At 67.7% G+C, this 20862-nt stretch carries 16 protein-coding genes; 10 read left to right on the top strand and 6 right to left on the bottom strand.

Annotated features, from left to right (window positions below; translation table 11 throughout):
- From N7590_RS12220 to N7590_RS12210, 3 genes are all read right to left on the bottom strand, one after another.
- A partial coding sequence (locus N7590_RS12220; protein ID WP_279935557.1) for a CocE/NonD family hydrolase occupies nt 1–1906 on the bottom strand: 1906 nt, incomplete at its 3' end.
- A gap of 198 nt (nt 1907–2104) precedes the next feature.
- Nucleotides 2105–2494, bottom strand: coding sequence for a cytoplasmic protein (locus N7590_RS12215; RefSeq protein WP_053511979.1), 390 nt, complete (start codon nt 2492–2494; stop codon nt 2105–2107).
- Nucleotides 2495–2496: 2 nt separating this feature from the next.
- Complete coding sequence (locus tag N7590_RS12210) at nt 2497–3852, bottom strand: MFS transporter (RefSeq protein ID WP_164242576.1); 1356 nt, start codon at nt 3850–3852, stop codon at nt 2497–2499.
- A 105-nt stretch (nt 3853–3957) separates the two neighbouring features.
- On the opposite strand from N7590_RS12210, the gene N7590_RS12205 reads away from it, so the two are divergent.
- Complete coding sequence (locus N7590_RS12205; protein ID WP_164242575.1) at nt 3958–4854, top strand: LysR family transcriptional regulator; 897 nt, start codon at nt 3958–3960, stop codon at nt 4852–4854.
- A 102-nt stretch (nt 4855–4956) separates the two neighbouring features.
- On the opposite strand, the gene N7590_RS12200 is transcribed toward N7590_RS12205, so the two are convergent.
- Nucleotides 4957–7752 (bottom strand): glycoside hydrolase family 3 C-terminal domain-containing protein, encoded by a 2796-nt coding sequence (locus N7590_RS12200; RefSeq protein WP_164242574.1) that lies wholly within the window; start codon nt 7750–7752, stop codon nt 4957–4959.
- A gap of 338 nt (nt 7753–8090) precedes the next feature.
- On the opposite strand from N7590_RS12200, the gene N7590_RS12195 reads away from it, so the two are divergent.
- Both N7590_RS12195 and N7590_RS12190 read left to right on the top strand, forming a co-directional pair.
- Nucleotides 8091–8525, top strand: a complete 435-nt coding sequence (locus N7590_RS12195; RefSeq protein ID WP_040007487.1) for a glyoxalase/bleomycin resistance/dioxygenase family protein — start codon at nt 8091–8093, stop codon at nt 8523–8525.
- Between the two features lie 291 nt (nt 8526–8816).
- Entirely contained in the window at nt 8817–9521 is a 705-nt protein-coding gene (locus N7590_RS12190) for a helix-turn-helix domain-containing protein (protein ID WP_053510867.1), read from the top strand.
- A 9-nt stretch (nt 9522–9530) separates the two neighbouring features.
- Here N7590_RS12190 and N7590_RS12185 read toward each other — a convergent pair whose 3' ends face one another.
- The gene (locus N7590_RS12185) at nt 9531–10409 is read right to left on the bottom strand and encodes a sterol desaturase family protein (protein WP_239544529.1); all 879 of its coding nucleotides are present in this window, start codon (nt 10407–10409) and stop codon (nt 9531–9533) included.
- Between the two features lie 143 nt (nt 10410–10552).
- On the opposite strand from N7590_RS12185, the gene N7590_RS12180 reads away from it, so the two are divergent.
- The 7 genes from N7590_RS12180 (at nt 10553) to N7590_RS12150 (ending at nt 19369) form a co-directional block, all read left to right on the top strand.
- On the top strand, nt 10553–11503 hold the full coding sequence (locus N7590_RS12180) for a LysR family transcriptional regulator (protein ID WP_204275150.1): 951 nt from the start codon (nt 10553–10555) through the stop codon (nt 11501–11503).
- A gap of 92 nt (nt 11504–11595) precedes the next feature.
- Complete coding sequence (locus N7590_RS12175) at nt 11596–12246, top strand: DsbA family protein (RefSeq protein ID WP_053510866.1); 651 nt, start codon at nt 11596–11598, stop codon at nt 12244–12246.
- A gap of 34 nt (nt 12247–12280) precedes the next feature.
- The gene (locus N7590_RS12170) at nt 12281–13288 is read left to right on the top strand and encodes a cyclase family protein (RefSeq protein WP_008266828.1); all 1008 of its coding nucleotides are present in this window, start codon (nt 12281–12283) and stop codon (nt 13286–13288) included.
- Nucleotides 13289–13507: 219 nt separating this feature from the next.
- Entirely contained in the window at nt 13508–14122 is a 615-nt protein-coding gene (imuA, locus tag N7590_RS12165) for a translesion DNA synthesis-associated protein ImuA (protein ID WP_164242698.1), read from the top strand.
- A 9-nt stretch (nt 14123–14131) separates the two neighbouring features.
- Nucleotides 14132–15541: a DNA polymerase Y family protein gene (locus N7590_RS12160; RefSeq protein ID WP_164242699.1), complete on the top strand. Its 1410-nt coding sequence runs from the start codon at nt 14132–14134 to the stop codon at nt 15539–15541.
- 6 nt (nt 15542–15547) lie between these two features.
- A complete protein-coding gene (locus tag N7590_RS12155; RefSeq protein ID WP_164242700.1) occupies nt 15548–18658 on the top strand; it encodes an error-prone DNA polymerase in 3111 nt (1036 codons plus the stop codon).
- A gap of 204 nt (nt 18659–18862) precedes the next feature.
- Nucleotides 18863–19369, top strand: a complete 507-nt coding sequence (locus tag N7590_RS12150) for a hypothetical protein (RefSeq protein WP_053510859.1) — start codon at nt 18863–18865, stop codon at nt 19367–19369.
- Nucleotides 19370–19503: 134 nt separating this feature from the next.
- Here N7590_RS12150 and ptsJ read toward each other — a convergent pair whose 3' ends face one another.
- The gene (gene ptsJ, locus N7590_RS12145; protein ID WP_053510857.1) at nt 19504–20790 is read right to left on the bottom strand and encodes a transcriptional regulator PtsJ; all 1287 of its coding nucleotides are present in this window, start codon (nt 20788–20790) and stop codon (nt 19504–19506) included.
- Nucleotides 20791–20862 lie beyond the last annotated feature (72 nt).

The raw sequence follows: 20862 nt of genomic DNA, 5'->3' as shown, positions 1-20862 counted from the left end.
ACACCGGCAGATCGATGTAACTGGCCTGCGCGGCGCTGTGCCAGACCCGCTGCGTCGCCTTCTGGTAGTCGCCCGGCCTGGCCAGGTAGATGTTCGGCACGTAGGTCTGCGGGTTGCGGTCGTACAGCGGGAACAGGCTGGACTGCACCTGCACCATCACCCGGTGCCCCTTCTGGAAGGTGTGGTTGGCGTTGGGCAGATCGAAGCGGTACGGCAGCACCTCGTTGGCAGCCAGCGGCTTCGGATCGCTGAAGCTCTCACGGTAACGGCCGCGGAAGATCGCCAGCGACACCGGCAGCTCGTAGCCGCCCATCTCCGGCGTCGACGCTTCCTGGTCCGGATACACGTCAATCAGCTTCACCACCCAGTCGCTGTCGGTGCCACTGGTCGATGCCTGCAGGTGCACCACCGGCGCACCGCCAATGCGCAGCGGCGCGCTCAGCGGTTCGGTGATGAACGTCAGCACATCCGGGCGGCCATCGACGAAGCGCTGGTCCTTGACCAGCCAGGTGGTCCACATGTCGCGGTCGCTGAAACGCACCGGTCGCGGCACGAACGGCACCGGCTTGGCCGGGTCGGACACGTATTCCTCGAAGTCACCCTCGCCCGCCGCCGGCGCCTGGAACGCCAGCTTGCCGCCGGCGCGCAGGTACAGCGGCTTGCTGCTGGCGGCACAGCCCTTGTCGCAGCTGCGCGGCCAGCCCTTCAGGCGGTCCCAGTGGTTTTCGCCGGTGTTGTAGATCAGCACCGGCGGCGTGTCGGCCTTGGGTGCACCGTCCACCAGGTACTGGTCGAAGAACGGCTTGAGCACATCACGGCGGAACTGCAACGCGGTATCGCCATCGAACTTCAGGGCGCCCAGTTCACTGCCGCTGTAGTTCACCTGGCTGTGCCGCCATGGGCCCATCACCAGGTAATTGCGGTTGTTGCCACTGTCGCGCCCTTCCATCGCCTGGTAGGCGTGGTTGGCGCCCCACATGTCTTCCTGGTCCCACAGGCCCTGCAGCCACATGGTCGGCACCTTCAACGGCGTCCTGGCCATCACCGTGTCCAGCGCCTGGCCCTGCCAGAAGGCGTCATAGGCCGGGTGCTCGACCAGCTTCTTCCACCAGGTCAGCTGGTCCACGCCGGTGAAACGTGCGTAGTCGCCGGCCGAACCGATGCGCAGGAAGGTGCTGTAGTCGTCGTAGCCGAGGCTGGGCAGCGGCGTGCCCTTGCCGCGCTTCTCGGTCTGCATCGCGAAGTAGTTGAAGTTGACCTGGCGGAACGCACCGTAGTTGAGCCAGTCGTCACCCATCCAGCCATCCACCATCGGGCTCTGCGGTGCGGCCACCTTCAGCGCCGGGTGCGGGTCGGTCAGTGCCATCACCACGGTGAAACCTTCATACGATGAACCGAGCATGCCGACCTTGCCGTTGCTCTCGGGCACGTTCTTCACCAGCCAGTCGATGGTGTCCCAGGCGTCGGTGGAATGGTCGACCTTGGTGTTGTTCAACGGCCCGCGCAGCGGCCGGGTCATCACGTAATCCCCCTCGGAGCCATACTTGCCACGGATGTCCTGGAACACGCGGATGTAACCGCCGTCGACAAACACCTCGTCGCCCTGCGGCAGCATGTCGCGCATGCGCGGCGAATCACTGCGGTTGGCGCGGCCAGCGGCATCGTAGGGCGTGCGGGTCAGCAGGATGGGCGCATTGTGGGCACCCTTGGGCACCACGATCACCGTATACAGCCTGGTGCCATCGCGCATCGGCACCATCACCACGCGCTTGTTGTAGTCGCGGCCGACATCTGGCGCGACGAAGGGCTTGCCGCTGATGTCCGGGGTCATCGGCGGGGTATCGGCAGCCAGCACGGTGCTGGACAGGCAAAGGGCGATGGCTACAGCAACGGCACGCACACGCATGGAGACCCCTCCCGGCAGGAAAGCCTCAAGCCTACTCCTGCCATGAGCCGTGAAGTGTGGGCGGGCTTTGCATTCTGCGGTGGATACGGGCAGGACTGATGGCACATGTGCCGTCGCCCGGTAGTGCCGGCCGCTGGCCGGCAACGTCATGCTCCTGGGGCCGGTACGTGGTTGCCGGCCAGCAGCCGGCACTACCGATCAGGCGGCCACCTCATGCAGCGCCAGCCAGCACCAGCGCCCCTGCTCCTTCTCCTGCCTCAGTACCGCCAGCGATTCGCGCCATGCGGGCTCGCCGCCATCGATCGCATGCCCTTCGCGATAGCGCAGCACCGCCAGCGGTGATGGCACTTCCACCGCCTGCACGGCGTCGATGGAAATCTGCAGCCCTGGACGCGCGCCATGACCGCCCGCGAACAGTGCCTGCACGGCAATCCGGTCCAGCCTGCGACCAGCGATACCGACCATGCTGAAGTCCGCGCAGAAATGCGCCATCAGATCATCCAGTGCGTCGATGCCGACCTCGGCACGGAACCAGGCCTGCAGTTTGTCGTGCAGGCGGTGGATTTCATGTTCTGCGGTGGTATCCATCATCAATTCCCAGGGTGTGGAAGAAGAAGCTGCTTCGGCCGACGCAACAGCAGCATCGGCAGCAGGGTCAGTACGGCGGCCAGACCCAGCGCCACGCCAGTGGCGCGGGCCGGCAGCCATTGCATGGCCAGTGCCAGCAGCAGCGCGATGGCGGCGGTGCCCAGGCAGAAGCTGAGCTGGCGGTTGAGGTTCCAGAGTGCACTGGCATCGCCCAGCGCTTCGCCCTCGACCCCATGGAAGGCCAGCGTCTGCGCGGTGCTGCTGCACAGGCTGCCGCCGGCACCCATCAGCGCGAACAGCAGCCCGGCCAGCGCAAATGCCGGCCGTGGCAACAGCGCCATCGCCAGCAGGCCACTGGCCTGCAGGAACATGCCGGCACGCAGCACTGCGGCCGGGCCGAAGCGGGCCAGCAGGCGCTTGCTGGCGGTAATCGCGATGGCCGAGGCCAGCGCCCACGGCAGCATCAGTGCGCCGATGCGCGCGGCGCTGTAACCGGCCTGGTGCAGTTGCAGGGTGCTGACCAGCTGACTGCCGATGAACACGCCCGGCACCGCCAGATACACCAGCATCGCCAGGCGCAGGCTGCGATGGAACAGCAGCGACCAGCGCAGCAGAGGCTGTGGCTGCCGACGTGCATGCCGCAGGTGGATCACGGCGAGCACCACCGCGACCATCAGCAAGCCGCTGCCGGCAAGACGATGCCCGGGTTCGCCCAGCCAGGTCAACGCCAGCAGCAGCGCGCCCAGCGCCGTCATCGCGGTGGACAGCGCATGGGCCTGCAGGCGCGGCGCAGTCCGACGGACGTCGGCGGGCATCCACGCCAGCGCCAGCCCAATCGCCATGAGTGCCAGCGGCAGGCTGGCCCAGAGCACACCGCGCCAGGACAGCCATTGCACCATCAGCCCGCCCAGCGCTGGCGCCAGTGCCGGCACCAGCAGCGCCACCAGCAGGATGCGCCGGGTCAGCGCGCCACGTTGGTCGGGCGTGCACTGCCGGTAGGCCGCCGCCTGAGCCACCGGAATCAGCAGGCCACCGGCCAGGCCCTGCAGCAGCCGCCACCCCAGCAGCCAACCGATGCCCGGCGCGGCTCCAGCCAGCGCAGCGGCGATCGCGAACAGCAGCAGTGCCACCAGCAGCAGGCGGCGCTCGCCACAGCGTGCGGCCAGCCATGGCGCCAACGGGATCACCACGCTCAGGCCCAGCATGTAGGCAGTGCCGACCCAGGCCAGGGTGCCGACGTCGGCATGCAGCTCGGCCGCCAATGCCGGATAGGCCACCGTGGCAATGAACATGTTGACCAGGTCCAGGGCGAACACCAACAGGAAGATCGCCTCATGGCGCAGGCGGGGGGACGGCATCGACGGCGCTCCAGCAGGGAAGCGGCCAGCATGCCCGGCAGGCGTTGTTGGAAAAACACGACGACAGCTGCAACACTGTCAAATCTGTTTTGACAATTGATGCCCATGGTCAGCCTCGATCGCTTCGACATCTTCCGTGCTGTGGTCGAGGCCGGCAGCCTGACCGCGGCGGCCGACCGCCTCGGCCTGAGCCGCGCGGTGGTCAGCTTCAACCTGAAGCGGCTGGAACAGGAGCTGGGCGTGACCCTGCTGTTGCGCAGCACCCGTCACCTGGCCCTTACCGAGGCCGGTGAACAGTTCCTGCAGCACTGCGTGCAGGCACTGGATGCTGCACAGGCGGCGATCGATGCCGCGCGCCGCGACCAGCACCAACTGCAGGGCGTACTGCGCCTGACCACCACACCGGAGTACGCACAGCTGCGCCTGATCCCGGCACTGGAGGCGTTCCGCGCGCGCCACCCGGCCCTGCAACTGCATCTGTCGACCTCGCCGGCACCGGCTGACCTCATTCCCGAGCGTTTTGATCTGGCGATCCGTCTTGGCCGCCTGCCCGACTCTGGCCTGCATGCCAGCGAGCTGGAACAGCACCCTCTGTGTGCGGTGGCGGCGCCTTCACTGCTGGCGCGCCTGCCGTCCGCTGATGCCGCGGACGATCCGGTTCAGCTCGGCACGCTGCCGCGCCTGGGCTACCCACGGCTGGCCGATGTACCGGTGATCGCACCCGATGGCAGCGATGCGTTGTTTGCCACCAATCCGGCCAATGCAGTGGTACGCGTGGATGGCGCCAGCAGCCTGCGCGCCTTCGCCGTGGCCGGTGCTGGGGTCACCGTTCTTCCCCACTGGCTGATCGAGGACGACCTGGCCATGAACCGGCTGCGGCCACTACTGCGCCATCACCGTTTTCCACAGCAGAGCGTGTACGCGGTCTATCCACACAGCACCCAGCCCTCTCCGAAGGTCCGCCAGCTGATCGATTTCCTGCGCGACTGGTTCGCCGCATGAAGAAAGGGACGGAGGGAATCAAGTCGTTTCTGCCATAAACGACTTGATTCCCTCCGTCCCCTTTTTCAGACACGGCCCGTTGCGGGGCCGTGTCCTCAGGCATCAGCGCAGCACCTGCTCCACCAGCTGTACGTCCACGCTCTGCAGCGGCTCGGCGGCGTTGCGCGACAGCTGCACCTGGTAGGTGCCGCCATCGATCTTCCACTGGCGGGCCTGTGCATCGTAATGGGCCAGCGTCTTCGGCTCGGCCTCGATGCGGATGCGGCGCTGTTCGCCCGGCTGCAGGTTCACCTTGTCATAGCCGATCAGGCGGATCGGCGTGGTGCTGCCGGCCGGCAGCTTCAGGTACAGCTGGGCCACATCGGCACCGGCGCGCTTGCCGGTGTTGCGGATGTCGACGCTGGCGACCAGGCGCGAGCCTTCCACGCTCACCTTCAGGTTTTCATAGGCGAAGGAGGTGTAGGACAGGCCGTGGCCGAAGGCGAAGGTCGGGGTCAGGCCCTTGGCCGCCATCCACTTGTAACCGACGTTGGCGCCTTCGATATCGAAATCGAACACATCACCGAACGGCTTGGCCGGCTTGAAGCCGAGGCCGTCGATGTGCGGGCGCGGCAGCTGCGATTCATCCACCACCCAGGTCACCGGCAGGCGGCCGGACGGATTGACCTGGCCGGTCAGCAGCGCGGCAATGCCTTCGCCACCGCGGATGCCCGGGTACCAGGCCTGCAGCATCGCCGGCACCTGTGCCAGCCACGGCGTGCGCACCGGGCCGTTGGTTTCCAGCACCAGCACGGTCTTCGGGTTGGCCTTGGCCACGGCCGAGATCAGGGCGTCCTGGTTATCCGGCAGCTGCATGTCCGGCAGGTCGACCGATTCGGCCGCCCACTGGGTGGCAAACACGATGGCGACGTCGGCCTGCGCGGCAGCCTTGGCTGCAGCGGCGGCATTGCTGCCGTCCACATACTCGATGGTCGCGTCCGGGCGTGCAGCGCGCAGCGATTCCAGCGGCGAAGACGGGTGGAAGATCACCGGGCCCGGCCAGGTGGTCGGCAGCACGCCCGGCACCGCATTGGTGCCCTTGGCGGTCACGCCCACCATCGACGAACCACCGCCACCGATCACGCCCTTGTCGGCATGGCCACCGATGATGACGATGCGCTTCACGCTGTCGGCCAGCGGCAGCAGGTTGCCTTCATTGCGCAACAGCACGCTGCCCTCTTCCACCGTGCGCTGGGCGACGGCGAAGCCGGCCTCGGCATCCACCTTCTGGTGCTGCGGCGGGTTGTCGAAATTGCCGTGCAGGAACATCGTGCGCAGGATGCGCGCCACCATGTCGTTCAGGCGCGCCTGCGGCACTACGCCACCGTGCACGGCCAGGCGCAGCGGTTCGTCGAAGAACACCGCCGCATCGAACACTTCACCGGCCGACTGCTGGTCCAGGCCGGCCAGCGCCGCCTTCGAGCCACTGTGCACGCCACCCCAGTCGGACATCACGAAACCGGGGAACTTCCATTCCTGCTTCAGCACCTGGTTCATCAGGTAGCCATTCTCGCAGCCGTAGGTGCCATTGATCTTGTTGTACGAACACATCGCCACGCCCGGGCGGCCTGCCTCCAGCGCGATCTCGAAGGCGAGCAGGTCCGACTCGTGCATGGCCTGCTCGCCGATGCGCACGTCGTGGAAGTTGCGGCGGGTCTCCATGTCGTTCAGCGCGAAGTGCTTCATCGAGGAGATCACGTGCTGGCTCTGTACGCCCTGGATCAGCGCGCCGACCATCGAACCGGCCAGCAGCGGGTCTTCACCGGCATACTCGAAATTGCGACCATTGCGCGGGTCGCGCTGCAGGTTGACGCTGCCCGACAGCAGGATGTTGAAACGCTGCTGCCAGGCCTCGCGGCCCATGGTCGCGCCGCCGGCAAAGGCCACTTCGCGGTTCCAGCTGGACGCAGTGGACGGGCCCGACGGCATCGCGGTGGCGAAGTCGCCCGGACGGATGCCACCCGGATTGGTCACGCCGACGCCGGCATCGGCCGACTGCTGCGAGGGAATGCCCAGGCGCGGCACCGCCGGTACGAAGCCAGCCGAACCGACCGCGCCTTCCGGCAGCGGGCCACCGTCCTTGCCCAGCCCGAAGTAGCTGTGCAGCATCTGGAACTTCTCATCCTCGGTCATCGCCTTCAGCAGCAGCGCAGCACGTGCGTCGGCGTTGAGGGTGGTGTCCATCCACGGCGTGTCGCCATGCGTGTCGGCGGCATAGGCCAGGGTCAGCAGCGTGGCACGCAGGCTGCTGCCTTCCACCTTGAACGGCGCACTGCTGGCAGCCTTGAAGCCATCGCTGAAGTAGCTGGCGTCTGCTTCCAGTGCGACACGCGCCGGATCGAAGCCGGCCGCCGTGGCCGATTCGCCAGCCACGGCACCGAGCAGGACCGCCGGCGCACCCAGCCGCGAGCGCGTGACCAGCGCCGGCAGCTGTGCCGCGCCTGCACCGGCATCGGTATAGACCGCGACGGTGTGGCGGCCATCGTCCAGGCGCAGGTAATTCAGTCCCGGCTGGTCGGGGCCGGACTCAGCGGCGATCGGCAGCCGTGTCAGCACGGCCTGGCCGCGCTGGGTCTGGCCATCGTCCTTGCCTGCGGCAATGAAGCGGTACTCATAGCCCAGGCCGTCGGCCAGCACCTGCAGCGGATCGACCTGGCCGATGCCGCGCTGCACCTGGCGCACGCTCACCGCGTCCACCTTCAGGCTCTTCAGCTGCGCAGCCAGGGCCGGCATTGCTTCGGCGCCGGGCGCCTGTTCCAGGGTCAACACGGTGAACGCCGCAGGGTCGGCCCAGGCCGGGGCGGCGAGCGCAGCAGACAGGGCGAGGGAGAGGGCAAGCGGCTTTGTAAACGTTTTCATCGGCAGGCGTAATTCCGTTGCCAAGGCAATCGGTCCAGGGAAAGTGCCGCCGAAGGGTGCAGCGTTCATGCCGCGCAGGGGTTGCCAGGCAACGTCCCGCAGGCCGAAGGACGGGCCGGTCTGCGCGCGGGACCCTCCTCCCGGCGTGACAACCTGCCTGTCCGGGCCGCGCAGGGCGACCCAATCATGTGAAGATTGTGCGAGGGCGTTCACACCTGTCAACAGGACCTAAGTCACAGGGGCAACCTGGCCGCCGGTTATCAGGCCATCACCGGCAGTCATCAGCAGGCCGCACGGGGCTGCCGATAATGGGGCGTCACCGGCCCTGAACCCCGCCCATGAACATACACCGCGACTTCGATCATCTCTGGCGCGACCGCTGTGATACCTCGAGCCAACGCAGCCCACGCGTGTTGATCCGGGTGTTCGTGGCCCCGGGCCAGCTGGAGCAGAGCGTGGCTTTCTATGAGCAGTTGCAGGGCGTCGTGGCCGATGCGGGCTTCCCGTTTCCCGATGCCGGCCTGCGCCTGGCGATGGTCGGAGCCTTCCTGCTGATCGAAGGGTGCGAGGAAGCGCTGGCCCCCTTCACTTCGACCACCGGGACGCTGCTGGTCGATGACGTGCGGCCCTATCACGACCGGCTGGTCGCGGCGGGGGCCGAAATCATCTTCCCGCTGCAGGTGGTGCCGACCGGGGCGGCATTCAACGCAGTGCATCCCGATGGCACTGTGGTCGAGTACGTGCATCACCGGCCCGACCCGCACGGGCGCTGAGGGTACGCACGGCCGGGCTGCCGCCCGGCACCCGCAGAGGCAACGGCCGAAGCAACAACAGAAGCGAAAGCTGGGCTCCTGTGGGGTGGCGGGGTGGGTCCGGTTGCGGGGGACGGCGCAAGTACGTCCATGTAGCCTCGGTCGCGCCATCCATGGCGCTCACGCCCCCGCAACCGGGCCCACCCCGCCTTCGACAATTCCCCGCACGGCCTGCTGTAGAGCCGAACCCATGCTCGGCTGCTCTTCGTTCAACTATCGGAACATTCGATTTCGATGGAGATCCATCCACGCATGGCGTGGATCTACAATTCCTCCATGTCCTCTCCCGCCCTGCCCTGGAATGGCACGCTGCTGCTGGATGCCCACGTGGCGCTGCTGCAGGGCCATGCCGGTGGCAGCGCTGCGCATGCGCACTACGCCCATCAACTGCTGCTGAGCGACGGTGCAGCGTGGCAGGTCGCGGTTGATGGCGTGCGGCAGCAGGGTCAACGCCTGTGGCTGCCTTCCTTCCAGTCGCATGCCATCCTGTCGGCACCGCAGGACGGTTGCACGGTTTTTCTTGAGCCAGCACATGCCGATCCCACACAGATCCAACGGTATCTGCACGCCCTGCCGGGCAACGCGGTGGCACTGCAGGACTGGCTGCCACGACTGAGCCGTCCGCAGCCGCTGGATCGACGCGTGCAGGCGGCACTGGCCCGTATCACCCACTACCTGCCTGGCCCGGTGCCGGCCGCCGATATCGCCGAAGCGGCGCATCTGTCGACCAGCCAGCTGCATCGGCGCTTCCAGTCAGACCTGTCGGTGACCCTGCGCGGCTGGGTGCTGTGGCAACGGCTGCGCAATGCGCTCGCGCATCATCTGCGTGGACACAGCCTGACCGACAGCGCCCACGCGGCCGGGTTCGCCGACCTGGCCCATCTGTCACGCAACCTGCACCGCATGTTCGGCATCGGTGCCGCGCAGTTGCAGGGCCTGCAGCTGCGCGCGACCTGACATGCGGGATCATCCGCGCCTGCGCAACCCTTCGGGCAGCTCCGGCACCTCGCCATGTGGCAGTTCACGGAACGGTGCCAGCAGCTGCCCGGGATAATCGCGCGGATAGTCCGGCTGGCTGCCGATGCCGAGATCGCGTTGCCGCAGCCGGTAGCCCGGCGCATCGAAGGCGGTTCCCAGCAGGTGATCCCATACGGTCAGGAACAAACCGAAATTGACATCCCCGGCGATGCCGTAACGCATGTGGTGGAAGCGGTGCAGCGGCGCCCAGGCCATCACCCGGCCCAGCACGCCGGGGCGCATGTCCACGTTGGAGTGCTGCAACAGCAGCTGGATGGCAATGGCGAATGCCAGCACCGACGCCACTGGCATCGGCAGGCCCAGCACCAGCAGCGGCAGCACGCCGCCCACTGCTTCGGCCGCCTGGTGCAGCGGATGCTTCATCAGGCCGTTGAAGCCGTACATGCGGGTGACGCTGTGATGCACCGCATGCAGCCGCCACAGCCAGCCGATGCGGTGGCTGGCGTAGTGCACCAGGGTGATGCCGAGATCGGCGCAGACGATGGCCAGCAGCACCTGCAGCGCGAAGGGCCACTGCACCGGCCAGGCCTGCCATGGAATGATCGCCGCCAACAGCGGCACCGCGGCGATCGACAGCAGGTTCAGGCTTTCGTTGACCAGCGCATGCAGGGTGTCACGCAGGCGGTCGCCCTGGTCGTGGTTGAACGCAGGGTCGTAGGGCCAAGCGCGTTCAGCGCCGAACGAAACCGCGATGGCGACCAGCAGCAAGGCCAGCAGCCACAGCGGATCACCATGCAGGTGGCCCACCCAGGCGATGGCGGTGGCAACGAACCCGAGCAGGAACAACGGGGCATACAGGCGGAGCATCCAGTGCTTCATGGGCAACCCGAAACGTGAGGGGCCTGCATGCTGGCGCGATGCGACGGTTGCCGGCTTGAACAAACGGCGCAACCCGGCACGCGCCTGCTGGATGCCCGCCCTGGTCGGCACCATAATTCCAGCATCCACGCATGGCGTGGATCTACAATGGCGCCCTCATCGCGCCCGGGACCGGCATGGATTCCTTCAACCTGATGCGTGCCTTCCGCCGCATCGTCGAACGCGGCGGGCTGGCCCGTGCCGCCGAAGACCTGGGCATGTCGCCAGCCGGGCTGAGCAAGCAGCTGCGCACGCTGGAGACCCACCTGGGCGTGGTGCTGCTGCAGCGGACCACGCGCCGCATGAGCCTGACCGAAACCGGCCATGCCTATTACCGTGAGTGCTGCCGCCTGCTCGACGAGCTGGACGCGCTGGAACGTGGCATCGCCGAACAGCGTGGCGAAGTGGCCGGGCGCCTGCGCGTCAATGCGCCGCAGTCGTTCGCGCTGAGCACGCTGTCGCCGCTGCTGCCGCGTTTCCTGCAGCAGCATCCGCAGCTGTCGCTGGACCTGGTGATGGAAGACCGCCTGCTCGATGCGGTCGGCGAAGGCTTCGATGTGTCGCTGCGGCTGCGCGCCGAGCTGGACGACTCGCGACTGGTGGCGCGCCGGCTGGCCTCGCTGCAGCAGGTGCTGTGCGCGGCCCCGTCCTACCTGCAGCAGCATCCGGTACCGCAGGCGGTTGAGGATCTGCAGGCGCACAGCGTGCTGGCCTACAGCCTGTCCGATTCACCGGGCAGCTGGCCGCTGCTCGGCCCCGATGGCCAGGTGACGATCACCCTGCCGGCACGCGTCACCGTCAACAACAGCCTGATGCTGCGCGACCTGCTGGCGGCCGGCATGGGCATCGGCCCCCTGCCCTCGTTCCTGGCGGCACCGGCGCTGGCCCGTGGCGAACTGCAGCAGGTGCTGCCCGACCACCGCTATCCGCCGCGCTTCGTGCATGCGGTCTACCCCACCTCGCGCCACCTGCAGCCCAAGGTGCGTGCCTTCATCGATTTCCTGCACGCCGAGCTGCCCGCCTGCGCCGGCCTGGATTCGTAACCGCCAGCGAAAACTGAGCTGCCCGTGGCGTGCTGTTTCAGCCACGCCGCGCTGCCTAACCTGCCGCCTCCCCTCTCACCGATGGCAGGCCGATGTCTTCCGTTTCTTCCCCCACCGCTGCAGCGCCAGTGGTCGATTTCTTCCACGACGTGGTCTGCGGCTGGTGCTTCGTGCTGGCCCCGCGCCTGCAGCAGGTCTCGGCCGAACTCGGCATCCAGGTGCGTCACCGCAGCTTCGTGCTGCAGGACTCGCGCGCGCAGATGGTCGAGGTATTCGGCTCGATGGAGCGTGCCAAGGCGATCATCCTGCGCCACTGGACCGACTGCGCCGCGCATGAAGACAGCGCGCGCATCGATATCGAAGGCATGCGTGCACAGGACTTCGAATATCCCTCCGGCTGGCTGGGCGCGTTGGCCTGCCAGGCCGCCGGCATGCTTGGCGGCAATGAGGCCCACGGCGTGATGTTCGATGCCGTGCAGTGGGCGCACCTGCACCAGCACCGCAACATCGGCGATGCCGAAGTGCTGCTGGACATCGCCGAAGCGCTCGGCCACCCCCGTGGTGCCTTCGCTGACCACATGCGCAGCGACGCAGTACGCCAGCGCGTGCAGGCCGACCGCGCCGAAGCCGCTGCGCTCGGCATCCGTTCCATTCCCACCGTGATCGGCGACAACGGCCTGCGCCTGCAGACCCTGCCGCTGCCGCACCTGCGCCAGGCCCTGGCGCCGCTGGTCGCGGCCTGAGCCGCACCATTCCCCCCCTGCAAGGAGATTCCCCATGACCCCACGTACCCTGGCCACCGCACTGGCCCTGCTGCTGGCCGGCACCGCTGCTTCCACCACGGTGTCCGCGCACGAACGCGTTCCTTCCGGCCAGCAGGTCGGCACCAGCCCCTGGGGGCCGAAGGACGAGATCGGCCGTCTCAACCTGATCACCGAGGCCTCGCGCGCAGCGATCCTGTCGCGGGTCAGCGGCGGCAAGGCCTATGACCTGGCCACCGAGTACTACGTCGGCATGCCCAGCTGGCAGGACGCCGGCGACCCGCACTACCAGTTCTGGATGACCCACACCCCGCGCGGCACGGTGATGGACGACCCGATGGGCGTGGGCGAGACCATGAACCTCACCCGCAGCTACACCGGCACGGCGTTCTCGATGTACAGCCACACCGGCACCCACATCGATGCGCTGAACCACTTCGGTATCCACGGAAAGATCTGGAACGGCTTCGAGGCCGACAAGCACCTCGGCGATCGTGGCTGGAATGTCACCGGCATCGAGAAATTCCCGCCGCTGATCGCGCGTGGCGTACTGATCGACGTGGCCGGAGCCAAGGGCGTGGACATGCTGCCGGACAGCTACCGCGTCACCCGCCAGGACCTGAAGGATGCGCTGGCACGCCAGCAGGTGAAGCTGCAGCAGGGTGACATCGTGCTGATCCGCACCGGCCGCATGCGCCTGTTCGAACAGCCCAGGGCGTACATGGCCAACCCGCCGGGCATGGGCCTGGACGCGGCGCGCTTCCTGGTCGAAGACAGCGGCGCGATGATCGTCGGCGCCGACAACCTCAGCTTCGAGACCTTCCCTTCGGAAGTGTCCGATGACTACGTGCCGCTGCACACCTACCTGCTGGCCCAGCAGGGCGCACCGATCATCGAGCTGGTGGCACTGGACGAACTGGCCCGCGACAAGGTCTACGAGTTCGCCTTCATCGGTGGTCCGTTGAAGATCCGCGGTGGCGATGCCGCGCCGCTGCGCCCGGTGGCGCTGCCGGTCCGCCCGTAACCGGGGCCTGTGGGTGCCGACCTTGGTCGGCACTCCTTTCCCCCTTCAGCAACCTGAAACCCGACCCTCCAATTTCATTAGTAATTCTACTTACAACGCGAGTAGCATGTCCGGTCTCAGCCCCTGATACCGGCCTGTCGATACTCGCTCCATGCCCGCCGTTTCCGCCCATTCCTGTCGCCCCCAGCCCGCCCGGCGCCTCCCCTGGAGGACCGGCTGATGGGCGCCGTCGTCGCCCTCGACCGGCTGCTGGATGGCCGCCAGCTGTGGCGCGGCCCGGCCCGCCAAAGGCCCGCCAGCGACCACCTGGCCAGCGGCCACCCGGCACTGGATGCACGCCTGCCCGGCGGTGGCTGGCCGGCCAGCGGGCTGTGCGAGGTGCTGCAGGCAGCACCCGGCGTGGGCGAGCTGGTGCTGGTCTGGCCGGCGCTGGCGAAGCTGAGCCAGCGCGGACGCCCGATCGTGCTGGTCGCGCCCCCGTACCGCCCGCATGCACCGGCCTGGGCGGCGGCCGGGCTGGACCTGGCCCAGCTGCAGATCATCCACGCCGCGCCAAAGCAGGCGCTGTGGGCGGCCGAGCAGTGCCTGCGCTCGGCCGCCTGCGCCGCGGTGCTGTGCTGGCCACAGCAGGCCGACGACCGTGCCCTGCGCCGGCTGCAGGTCGCCGCCGACAGCGGCCAGTGCCTGGGCTTCGTGTTCCGCGAGGCGCAGGCAGCGCGCAACCCCTCCCCGGCCAGCCTGCGCCTGCAGCTCGACCACGGCCAGGTGCGGGTACTGAAATGCCGTGGCGGCCTGCCGCCGGCGCAGCCGTTGCCCCTGGCCATCAGCCACTGAGGCCGCGCCGTGAACTGGGCCTGCCTGTTGTTGCCGCAGCTGGCGCTGGACAGCGTGCTGCGCCTGCAACCGGACCCGCAGCGGCCGCTGGTGCTGCTGCAGGGTCCGGCACAACGCCGCGTGCTGCGCGCGGTCAGCCCGGCCGCACGGGCAGCCGGGCTGCGCCCGGGCATGCTGCTGTCGGCCGCGCAGGTGCTGGTGCAGGACATGCACCTGCACGACTACGACCCGAACGCCGAACAGCACACCCGGCAGCTGCTGGCCAGCTGGGCCTATGCCTACAGTTCGCAGGTCAGCCTCGATTTTCCGCATGCGCTGGTGCTGGAGATCGGCGCCAGCCGTGCCCTGTTCGGTGACTGGCTGACCATCGAGAAACGCCTGCGCGGTGAACTGCACGAACTGGGTTTCCGCCATCGCCTGGTGGCCGCGCCCACGCCGCATGCCGCGCGCGTGCTGGCCAACGTGCACGATGGCCTCGGCCTCGATGCGCAGCAGCTGCCGGCGGTACTCGCACAGCTGCCGTTGCCGCGCTGCGGGCTGCCCAGCGAAGCAGTGACCGTGCTGGGCCGCTCCGGCCTGCGCACGCTGGGTGCGGTGCTCGCGCTGCCGCGCGACAGCCTGGCCCGGCGCTTCGCCCCCGACGTGCTGCAGCAGCTGGATGCGCTACGTGGCCAGCCCACCGCACCACTGCGCTACTACCAGCCTCCCGACCGTTTCGATGCGCGCATCGAGTTCGAGTACGAGATCGAATCCAGCCAGGCCCTGCTGTTCCCGCTGCGTCGCCTGCTGCTGGACCTGGCCGCCTTCCTGTGCTCCCGCGATGGTGGCGTGCAGCGCTTCGACCTGCATTTCGAGCACGACCTGCTGCCACCCAGCGTGCTGACCATCGGCCTGCTGGCACCGGAGCGTGATCCCGCGCTGCTGTTCGAGATCGCGCGCAACCGCATGGAAGCCTTCGCCCTGCCCGCCGGCAGCCGCGCACTGCGCCTGCAGGCCGAGCAGCTGCCGCCCTTCGTGCCCGCCGCGCGCGACCTGTTCGATACCCGGCCGGCGCAGGCGATGCCCTGGACCCAGTTGCGCGAGCGCCTGCGTGCGCGGTTGGGCGATGACGCCGTGCAGCCGCTGGCGGTGCAGGCCGACCATCGCCCCGAACGCGCCAATGGTACGCAGCCGGCGGTCAAACCGCCGTCGTACTGGCCACTACGCCCGGGCTGGCTGCTGGATACGCCGCAACCGCTGCGTGATCCACGCCTGCGCATCGTCGCCGGGCCGGAGCGCATCGAATCGGGCTGGTGGGACCAGGCCGACGCACGGCGCGACTACTACGTGGTGGAAACCGCACATGGCCAGCGCGGCTGGGCCTTCCGCACACGCAACGATCCGCATGCACCGTGGATGCTGCACGGCTGGTTCGGCTGAGCCGCCATGCACAGTGAACTGCCCGGCTACGCCGAACTGCACTGCCTGTCGGCGTTCAGTTTCCAGCGCGGCGCCTCGATTGCCGAAGAACTGTTCGCGCGCGCCGCCGGCCAGGGCTACCGGGCGCTGGCAATCACCGACGAGTGCTCGCTGGCCGGCATCGTGCGCGCCTGGCAGGCGGCGAAGACGCATGGCGTGGCGCTGATCGTCGGCGCTGAGTTCCAGGTCGAGGACGGACCGAAGCTGGCCCTGCTGTGCACCGACCAGGCCGCCTATGCCGGGCTGTGCCAGTTGATCACCACCTGCCGGCGACGCGCGGCCAAGGGTGAATACCATTGCCTGCGCGACGACCTGCTCGGCCTGCCCGACGGCCTGCTCTGCCTGTGGCTGGACCGGCAGCCGGCCGCCACCGATCTGGAGCTGCTGCGCACCGGCTTCAATGATCGCCTGTGGCTGGCGGTGGAGCTGCATCACGAGCATGACGACGCGCATCGCCTGCAGCAGCTGCAGGCCTTTGGCGAACGCCACCGCCTGCCACTGGTTGCCAGTGGTGATGTGCACATGCACGTGCGCCGCCGGCGTGCGCTGCAGGACACACTGACCGCGATCCGCCACCGCTGCAGCGTAGCCGAAGCCGGCTGGCGCCTGTTTCCCAATGGCGAGCGCCATCTGCGCCCACGCACCGCACTGGCCCAGCTGTATCCGTCCGAACTGCTGGCCGAGACCCTGCGCATCGCCGAACGCTGCCACTTCACCCTGGAGCAGCTGCAGTACACCTACCCGCGCGAACTGGTGCCGGAAGGGCACGACCCGGACAGCTGGCTGCGCGTGCTGGTCGAGCGTGGCATTCCGTGGCGCTGGAAGAACGGCATCGAACCGGCACAACGCGCGCAGATCGAACACGAACTGGCATTGATCCGGCAGAAGAACTACGCCTCCTACTTCCTCACCGTGCAGGACATTGTGCGCTTCGCGCGCAGCCAGGACATCCTCTGCCAGGGCCGTGGCTCGGCGGCCAACTCGGCGGTGTGCTTCGTGCTGGGCGTGACTGAAATCGATCCGGCACGCAGCAATCTGTTGTTCGAGCGCTTCATCTCCGCCGAACGCGACGAACCACCGGATATCGACATCGACTTCGAGCACGAGCGCCGCGAGGAAGTGCTGCAGTACGTGTTCAAGCGCTATGGGCGTGAACGTGCTGCATTGACTGCGGTGGCGATCAGTTACCGTGGCCGCAGCGCGATCCGCGATGTGGCCCGTGCGCTCGGCCTGCCGATGGACCAGGTCAACGAACTGGGCGCAGCGATGGATCACTGGGGCGGCCACGTGCCGTTGCCCGAGACCCTGCGCGAGCGGGGTTTCGATCCCGACACCCCGCTGATGCGCCGGCTGCTGTCATTGACCGCCGAGCTGATCGACTTTCCGCGCCACCTGTCACAGCACCCCGGCGGTTTCGTGATTTCCGAGCATCCGCTGTCGACCCTGGTGCCGGTCGAGAACGCAGCGATGGCTGACCGCACCGTCATCCAGTGGGACAAGGACGATCTGGATGCCACCGGCCTGATGAAAGTCGACTGCCTGGCACTGGGCATGCTCACCGCCATCCGAAAGTGCCTGGCGATGCTACAGCAGCACGGCCTGCATGCAGGGCGCATGGATGCGATCCCTCCCAAGGATACGAAGACCTACGACATGATCTGCGCGGCCGACACCATCGGCGTATTCCAGATCGAGTCGCGCGCACAGATGGCGATGCTGCCACGCCTGCAGCCACGCGAGTTCTATGACCTGGTGATCGAGGTGGCGATCGTGCGCCCCGGCCCGATCCAGGGCGACATGGTGCATCCCTACCTGGAACGGCGAAGGATCCTGCGCGAACAGGGTCCTGACGCGTTGAACGATCCGGATAATCCGCTCTATCCAGCGCAGCTGGAACGCGTGTTCGCCCGCACCCTCGGCGTGCCGCTGTTCCAGGAACAGGTGATGCAGCTGGCGGTGGATGCAGCCGGCTACACCCCGGGCGAGGCCGATGCCCTGCGCCGTTCGATGGCCGCGTGGAAACGTCGTGGCGGGCTGGAACCGCATCGCGAGAAGCTGCTGGCCGGGATGTTGAAGAACGGCTTCAGCCGCGAGTACGGCGAGCACCTGTTCGAGCAGATCAAGGGCTTCGGCGATTACGGCTTTCCGGAAAGCCACGCCGCCAGCTTCGCCCTCTTGACCTATAACAGTTGCTGGTTGAAGTGCCACCACCCGGCCGCGTTCACCGCCAGCCTGATCAACAGCCAGCCACTGGGCTTCTACAGCCCCGACCAGCTGCTGCAGGACGCGCGCCGGCATGGCATCCGCGTGCTGCCGCTGGACGTGCGCCACAGCGATTGGGATTGCACGCTGGATTTCAGCAAGGGCGCGGCCGCGATCCGGCTCGGCCTGCGCCTGATTGATGGCTGCAACGAACCTGCCGTGCAGGCCATCATGCGCGAGCGCGCGCGACGCCCCTTCGATGACGTGGGCGACCTGTGCCAGCGCACCGCGCTGGACCGTCGCCAGCAGGGTGTGCTGGCCGATGCTGGCGCGTTGCGTGGGCTCAGCGGCCATCGCCATCGTGCGCGCTGGGACATCTCCGGCGTTGAAAACCGGCTGCCGCTGTTCGACCATGCCCGCGCCACCGCCGAAGCCCGCGTACCGTTGCCGCTGCCCAGCGCGTGGGAGGACATGCAGGCCGACTACCGCAGTACCGGCACCACGCTTGGCCGCCATCCGATCTCGTTCCTGCGCGCACAGCTGCGCACTCGTGGCTGCCTGGACGCCGCGCAACTGGCGGCTCACGGCCATGGCCGCCGCGTGCGCATTGCCGGCCTGGTACGCATGCGCCAGCGTCCGCAGACCGCCAGTGGCGTGACCTTCCTCACCCTTGAGGACGAAACCGGCATGGTCAACGCGGTGGTCTGGCGGCACCTCGCTGATCGCCAGCACCGGGTGCTGGTTGATACCCAGCTGATGCAGATCGATGGCCGCCTGGAGCGCGTCGATGGCGTGCAGCATGTCATCGTGCAGCGCATGCACTGCCTGGATGAACTACTGCAGGGACTGCGCAGCCACAGCCGCGATTTCCACTGATACCGGAAATGACTGCGTAACGGCCACTGGGTGATGTCGACCAGATAGAGGTAGAGTCGACTGTTAGTCGACTGCCCTTCGATCAGGCTCCAGAAATTCGCGCGCTGCGCGCGATAGTCGACTAACAGTCGACTCTACCCGGTCGACTCTACCCATCCCCTTTTGCATCCGCTATCGTCGGCACATCCAAGGAAGGACGACACGATGCCCCGTGCACTGCTGCTGACCACGCTGGTGGTCGCCACCCTCGCCCTGCTGGTGTCCGGCTGGACCGCCTGGAGCCTGCATCGCAGCCAATCGCCACAGCGCATCATCGAAGCACGCGGGCTGGTCATCCACGATGAAAGCGGACAACCACGGGTGATCCTCGGCGCACCGGTTCCCGATCCACGCAGCCAGGGCCGCACCCAGGGGCCGCGCGCGACCGCCCTGTCAGGCCTGATCCTGCTCGGCCCGGACGGCTCCGAACGCGGTGGCTATGGCACCAGCGACCGCGGCGGCGAGGCCCTGCTGACCCTGGACGATGCCACCGGCACCACTGAAGTGTTCAAGGTGGTGGCCAACCCGGACCGCGGCGCCAGCCTGATGGTCAAGCACCAGAACAATACCGGCGCCATGCTCACCTCCTGGCAGGGAAAGCCGGAACTGATGTTCGTCGATGACAGCGGCCAGTCCTACTACGTGCGCCCGGGCGCCAACGCCGCGCCCTGATCTGCTTTTGTAGCGTCGAGCTTGCTCGACTTTGCTTCACCTTTGTAGAGTCGAGCTTGCTCGACTTTGCTTCACCTTTGTAGAGTCGAGCTTGCTCGACTGTTGTTGGCACGAGCAGTCGAGCAAGCTCGACTCTACAGTCCAGACACCACCGCCAGATCATCGGCCAGCTGTCGCTGCTGCACCGGTCCCAGCGCCGCGCAGGTGATGCGCAGGCCATGCCCGGGGGCCGCCACCGCGAACACTTCGCCCGCGCGCACATGCCAGCCACGCGAGGCCAGCGCCAGCACCTGAGGATGGCTGTCGGCCGGCAATGGCAGCCACAGGTTCAGCCCTTCCATCGGCTGCGGCATCGCCATGCCACGTGCAACGAGCAATTCCTGCAGCGACTGCAGGCGCTGCTGGTAACGCTCGCCTGCCGACGCGATCTTCGCCCGCTGCGACGCCGAGCCCAGCACCGAGGTGGCCGCGTCCTGCAGAAGATGACTGACCCAGCCCGTGCCCGAGGCCAACCGCAGCCGCAACCGCGCCGCAGTTTCCTCATCACAGCCCAACCAGGCCAGCCGAAGGTCAGGGCCAAGCGGCTTGGACAGCGAGCGCAACAGCGCCCAGCGCCGGCCATCGAGCGGCAGCACCGAATGGTAGGCCTGCTGCGAGAGCAGCGCGTAGTGATCGTCGATCAGCACTGCCACCTGCGGATAGTGGGCAAGCAGCTGCCGCAGTGCCCGTGCGCGCTTCGCATCCAGGCTGGCCCCGGTCGGATTGTGCGCACGCGGGGTCAGCAGCACCGCGCGTGCGCCGGCCTCCAGCGCGGCACGTAGCGATTCAACCTGCATGCCATGCGCATCCACCGCCACCGGCAACGGCGCATGGCCTACCGCGTTGAGTACGTTGAGGCTGCCGAGGAAACAGGGATCTTCGACCGCGATGCGATCACCCGGCAGCAGCCATGCCGCCAACAGGCGCTCGATGCCATCGACCGCGCCATGGGTCAGCTCCAGCGCATACCCCTCGGGGCAATCCGCATCCAGCGAGGCCCGTGCCAGCGCCTGCAACCGCGGGTCGACCGTTCCCACCCCATACAACCGTGGCGCCGCCTGAGCCAGTCGCAGGTTCGGCAGCAGGCGCGGGTCCGGGTTGCCACTGGCCAGGTCATGCAGGGCCACTCCCGGCGTGCTTCCTTCGCGTGCCATTGCCGGCGGCAAGCCGCGCACCACCGTGCCGCGACGGCCGGCAGTGCTGGCCAGGCCCGCCGCGTCCAGCCGCTTGTAGGCTGCGGCCACAGTGTTGCGGTTCACCCCCAGCTGCTCGGCTAGCTCACGCACCGGCGGCAGCACGCTGCCGGCCGGCAGGCGGCCCTTGCCGATGCCGTCGCGGATGCTGTCGAAGATCGACTCGGCGCTATGCCCGGTGATTTTCATTTTGTCCTATGCCAAAATAACTCTTGTCCTGTGCCAGTGTATCCCACCCTGGCCATTCCGCATTGGAGGTGC

The sequence above is a fragment of the Stenotrophomonas sp. GD04024 genome, from assembly GCF_029837545.1.
Classification (GTDB): Bacteria; Pseudomonadota; Gammaproteobacteria; order Xanthomonadales; family Xanthomonadaceae; genus Stenotrophomonas; species Stenotrophomonas forensis.
The sequence above is the reverse complement of the archived record's forward strand: the minus strand, read 5'-3'. Positions and strand labels throughout refer to the sequence as shown.

Coding starts and splice junctions, on each gene's coding strand:
- N7590_RS12215 (WP_053511979.1), bottom strand. CDS start 2,494: ATGGATACCACCGCAGAACATGAAATCCACCGCCTGCACGACAAACTG.
- N7590_RS12210 (WP_164242576.1), bottom strand. CDS start 3,852: ATGCCGTCCCCCCGCCTGCGCCATGAGGCGATCTTCCTGTTGGTGTTC.
- N7590_RS12205 (WP_164242575.1), top strand. CDS start 3,958: ATGGTCAGCCTCGATCGCTTCGACATCTTCCGTGCTGTGGTCGAGGCC.
- N7590_RS12200 (WP_164242574.1), bottom strand. CDS start 7,752: ATGAAAACGTTTACAAAGCCGCTTGCCCTCTCCCTCGCCCTGTCTGCT.
- N7590_RS12195 (WP_040007487.1), top strand. CDS start 8,091: ATGAACATACACCGCGACTTCGATCATCTCTGGCGCGACCGCTGTGAT.
- N7590_RS12190 (WP_053510867.1), top strand. CDS start 8,817: ATGGCGTGGATCTACAATTCCTCCATGTCCTCTCCCGCCCTGCCCTGG.
- N7590_RS12185 (WP_239544529.1), bottom strand. CDS start 10,409: ATGCTCCGCCTGTATGCCCCGTTGTTCCTGCTCGGGTTCGTTGCCACC.
- N7590_RS12180 (WP_204275150.1), top strand. CDS start 10,553: ATGGCGTGGATCTACAATGGCGCCCTCATCGCGCCCGGGACCGGCATG.
- N7590_RS12175 (WP_053510866.1), top strand. CDS start 11,596: ATGTCTTCCGTTTCTTCCCCCACCGCTGCAGCGCCAGTGGTCGATTTC.
- N7590_RS12170 (WP_008266828.1), top strand. CDS start 12,281: ATGACCCCACGTACCCTGGCCACCGCACTGGCCCTGCTGCTGGCCGGC.
- imuA (WP_164242698.1), top strand. CDS start 13,508: ATGGGCGCCGTCGTCGCCCTCGACCGGCTGCTGGATGGCCGCCAGCTG.
- N7590_RS12155 (WP_164242700.1), top strand. CDS start 15,548: ATGCACAGTGAACTGCCCGGCTACGCCGAACTGCACTGCCTGTCGGCG.
- N7590_RS12150 (WP_053510859.1), top strand. CDS start 18,863: ATGCCCCGTGCACTGCTGCTGACCACGCTGGTGGTCGCCACCCTCGCC.
- ptsJ (WP_053510857.1), bottom strand. CDS start 20,790: ATGAAAATCACCGGGCATAGCGCCGAGTCGATCTTCGACAGCATCCGC.